Origin of the sequence: Acidovorax sp. HMWF018, from assembly GCF_003061035.1 — a bacterium.
GTDB lineage: Bacteria > Pseudomonadota > Gammaproteobacteria > Burkholderiales > Burkholderiaceae_C > Acidovorax > Acidovorax delafieldii.
The window spans coordinates 31,798-35,192 of record NZ_QAIM01000450.1 but is presented as its reverse complement, the minus strand read 5'-3'; the positions used below and the strand labels follow the sequence as shown (position 1 = coordinate 35,192).

3 protein-coding genes, 2 tRNA genes and 2 pseudogenes are annotated in these 3,395 nt (G+C 63.4%); all 7 read left to right on the top strand.

Annotated features, from left to right (window positions below):
• Positions 1-227: pseudogene (locus DBR23_RS31065) on the top strand (DNA polymerase III subunit epsilon); the annotation flags it as partial.
• A 37-nt stretch (positions 228-264) separates the two neighbouring features.
• Positions 265-339, top strand: a tRNA-Val gene (locus DBR23_RS18680).
• Between the two features lie 51 nt (positions 340-390).
• A tRNA-Val gene (locus DBR23_RS18675) sits at positions 391-465 on the top strand.
• A 155-nt stretch (positions 466-620) separates the two neighbouring features.
• Positions 621-1,658, top strand: a complete 1,038-nt coding sequence (locus DBR23_RS18670; RefSeq protein WP_108499211.1) for a histone deacetylase family protein — start codon at positions 621-623, stop codon at positions 1,656-1,658.
• A gap of 35 nt (positions 1,659-1,693) precedes the next feature.
• Positions 1,694-2,791 carry an NAD(P)/FAD-dependent oxidoreductase gene (locus DBR23_RS18665; protein WP_108499210.1) on the top strand — a complete coding sequence of 366 codons (1,098 nt, stop codon included), beginning with the start codon at positions 1,694-1,696 and terminating at the stop codon, positions 2,789-2,791.
• Between the two features lie 144 nt (positions 2,792-2,935).
• Positions 2,936-3,238, top strand: coding sequence for a DUF883 family protein (locus DBR23_RS18660; RefSeq protein WP_008904788.1), 303 nt, complete (start codon positions 2,936-2,938; stop codon positions 3,236-3,238).
• A 45-nt stretch (positions 3,239-3,283) separates the two neighbouring features.
• Positions 3,284-3,395, top strand: a pseudogene (locus DBR23_RS31060) (phage holin family protein); the annotation flags it as partial.

The following is a 3,395-nucleotide window of genomic DNA, read 5'->3' as shown; positions in this document are numbered from 1 at the left end:
CCGACGTCTACATCAATCTCACGCGCGGGCAGGATGCCTTGCTGATCGCCGACGATGGCCATGACAGCGCTGACGGCGTGAAGGTGGCAGCCATCGATTTGCGTGGCCTTGCGCTGCCGGTGCTGCGGGCGAGCGAACAAGAGCAGGCGGCCCATGCCGAGGTGCTCACGCAGATCGACAAGGCCAGCGGTGGCAAAACAATTTGGCGAACTCTCCAGTCGGCCTGAAAAGCTGTGCCATAATAGAAGGCTGTCGCAGCGACAAGGGTGATTAGCTCAGCGGTAGAGCACTGCCTTCACACGGCAGGGGTCACATGTTCGATCCATGTATCACCCACCATGTTGCTGCCAGACTTTTCGCAGCGGTATCCTTCTCCAAGGTGCTTGCGACGGGTGATTAGCTCAGCGGTAGAGCACTGCCTTCACACGGCAGGGGTCACATGTTCGATCCATGTATCACCCACCAATTCAAAAACCCCTGCAGGTTCCTGACCTGCAGGGGTTTTTTCTTGGCTCGTCCGCCTGTCTGCAAGCTGCAAAGTGCAGCGACCATTCGCCAAAGCGGCGTACAACGCAGGCTTGCGCGCTACATTTGTCGCCCGTACCTGCAACGCTGCATCCATGATCACCTTCCACAATCCCTTGCACCAGGGGCATGCACCGGCCCACGAATTCTTCCGGGGCGAGCGCGTGCCCTGTTTTGAAAAACCCGAACGTGTGGACTATGTGGAAGACGCCCTGCGCACACGCGGCCACGCCATGGTGTTGCCCGATGTGGACTGCAATGCCGTGCTGGCGCAGGTGCATGCGCCGCGCTATCTGGCCTTTCTGCAGACCGCCTGGCAACAATGGCTGGCGCTGGACCCAACCAATGCCTCAGTGCAGCCTTTTCCGTCTGTCTGGCCGGTGCGCACGCTGCGCAGTGATGTGGAACCCGATAACTTTGTCGCACGGCTGGGGCTGTACTCCATGGACAACGGTACACCCATGGCGGCAGGAACCTGGGCCGCAGCCAAGGCGGGGGCCGATGCTGCTGCCAGCGCGGCGGCACGCGTTGCGCTGGGGACGCACGCCGCGTTTTGCTGCACACGGCCGCCAGGGCATCATGCGGGCCCGGACTTCATGGGGGGCTATTGCTTCTTGAACAACGCCGCCGTGGCAGCGCAAACCCTGCGCAACCAGGGCGCCCAGCGTGTGGCGGTGCTGGATGTGGACTACCACCACGGCAACGGCACGCAGAGCATCTTTTACGACCGCAGCGATGTGCTGTTCATCAGCATGCACGGTGACCCGCGCACGGAGTACCCCTTCTACCTGGGCCACGCCGACGAGACGGGCGAGGGGGCTGGTGTTGGTTTCAACCTGAACCTGCTCTTACCTGCGGGCACCAGCGCGGCAACATGGTTCGATGCACTTGAGCAAGCGTGCCTGCGCATCACGGATTACCGCGCCGACGGGCTGGTGATTTCTCTGGGGCTGGATGCCTTTGAGGGCGATCCCATCTCGCGGTTTGCACTGGCATCGTCAGATTTCACCCGCCTGGGCGAGCGGCTGGCACGGCTGGGGTTGCCCACGGTGTTCGTGCTGGAAGGCGGCTATGCGGCGGCCGAGCTGGGCACCAATGCCGTCAACGTGCTCGATGGTTTTGAGCAGGCCTGACGCGGCACCCGGCAGGTGATGGAGGAGACGCACTGATGATCGATACGGTGGATTGTGTGGTGGTGGGCGCGGGCGTGTTGGGTCTGGCGGTGGCCCGTGCACTGGCGCTCCAGGGGCGGGAGGTGATGGTGTTGGAGGCAGCGGACGCCATCGGCACTGGCACCAGTTCGCGCAACAGCGAGGTGATTCATGCCGGGCTGTATTACCCCGCAGGTTCGCTCAAGGCCCGGCTGTGCGTGCGGGGCAAGGAATTGCTTTACGCCTACTGCATGGAGCGCGGTGTGCCCCACCGCCGCTGCGGCAAGCTGCTGGTGGCCACCTCTGCCGCCCAGCTGGACAGCCTGGAAGGTATCCAGGTGCGGGCCCGTGCCAACGGAGTGCTGGACCTGCAACGCCTCAGCCGCGAAGAAGCCCTGGCGATGGAGCCAGCGCTGGCCTGCGTTGGTGCCTTGCACTCGCCCAGCACCGGCATCGTCGATAGCCATGCGCTCATGCTGGCGCTGCAGGGCGATCTGGAGCATGCGGGTGGTGTTGTAGCGCTGAATTCGCCGCTAGCTCTAGCATCTATTGGCTCTGATGCTATTGATTTGGAAGCGATTGATGGCACACGCCTCCGCGCACGCACCGTGGTCAACGCCGCCGGGTTGCACGCCCCCGCGCTGGCTGCAAGGTTTGCGGGGCTGGCCCCGCAGCATGTGCCTACCGCTTACTACGCCAAGGGCAACTATTTCACGTTGACGGGCAAGGCGCCGTTCAGCCGACTGATTTACCCGGTGCCCGAGGCGGCTGGGCTGGGTGTACACCTCACGCTGGACCTGGGCGGCCAGGCCAAGTTTGGCCCGGACGTGCAATGGGTGGACTCGCCCGACGATCTGCAGGTGGACCCCGCGCGCGGCGATGCCTTCTATGCCGAGGTGCGCAAATATTGGCCGGGCTTGCCAGATGGCGCTCTGGCGGCGGGCTACGCGGGCATGCGCCCCAAGATCCACGGGCCCAGTGCACCCGCTGCCGACTTCGTCATTCAAGGGCCTGCTGTCCATGGGGGAGCCGGGTTGGTCAACCTCTTTGGCATCGAGTCGCCCGGCTTGACAAGTGCCCTGGCCATTGCGGAGCATGTGGCTGCGCTGGTTTGATCTGCAGCAAGCCATTTGCAATCAGTAACCTCTTGCGTCCCCGTCCTACGAGGGGTTTCTGCGCGGATGGCTAAGATGAACTTCAGTCCCAACGTTCGCGTGCGGGGTTTTCCATCACTTTTGGCACTACACAGAAAGGCTTGTATGACTGCTTCTGACACCACGACCACCCAGGGCGAACTGGAAAAGCTGGTTTCCGATCTGCGGGGGCTGTTGGCCAACAAGGACCTGGACGCAGTGCCTGAAATCAAGCTGTTGCGCCAGCGCCTGGACGATGGCATGCACAACGTGCGTGAGTCCGCTGTGCGCGCCGCTCAGGACGCCGCCCGCCAAGCGAAGGAAGCCGCCTTGGCCGCCGACCGCTACGCCCATGACGAACCTTGGCGTGTGGCGGGTGCTGCATTGGCCGTGGGTGCGTTGGTTGGCTTTCTGCTTGCACGCCGCTGATCGTCGCTGTCCCACCATGACGGCACGCCACAGAGGCAACAAGACATGAATTGGCTCTCGCTGCTGGGTCTGGAAGGGTTGGCCGCCCGCTGGCGTGCCAACCTGATCGAGGGCGCCATCGCCGCCGAAGACCGGATGGATCTGGCCCGCCTGGAAT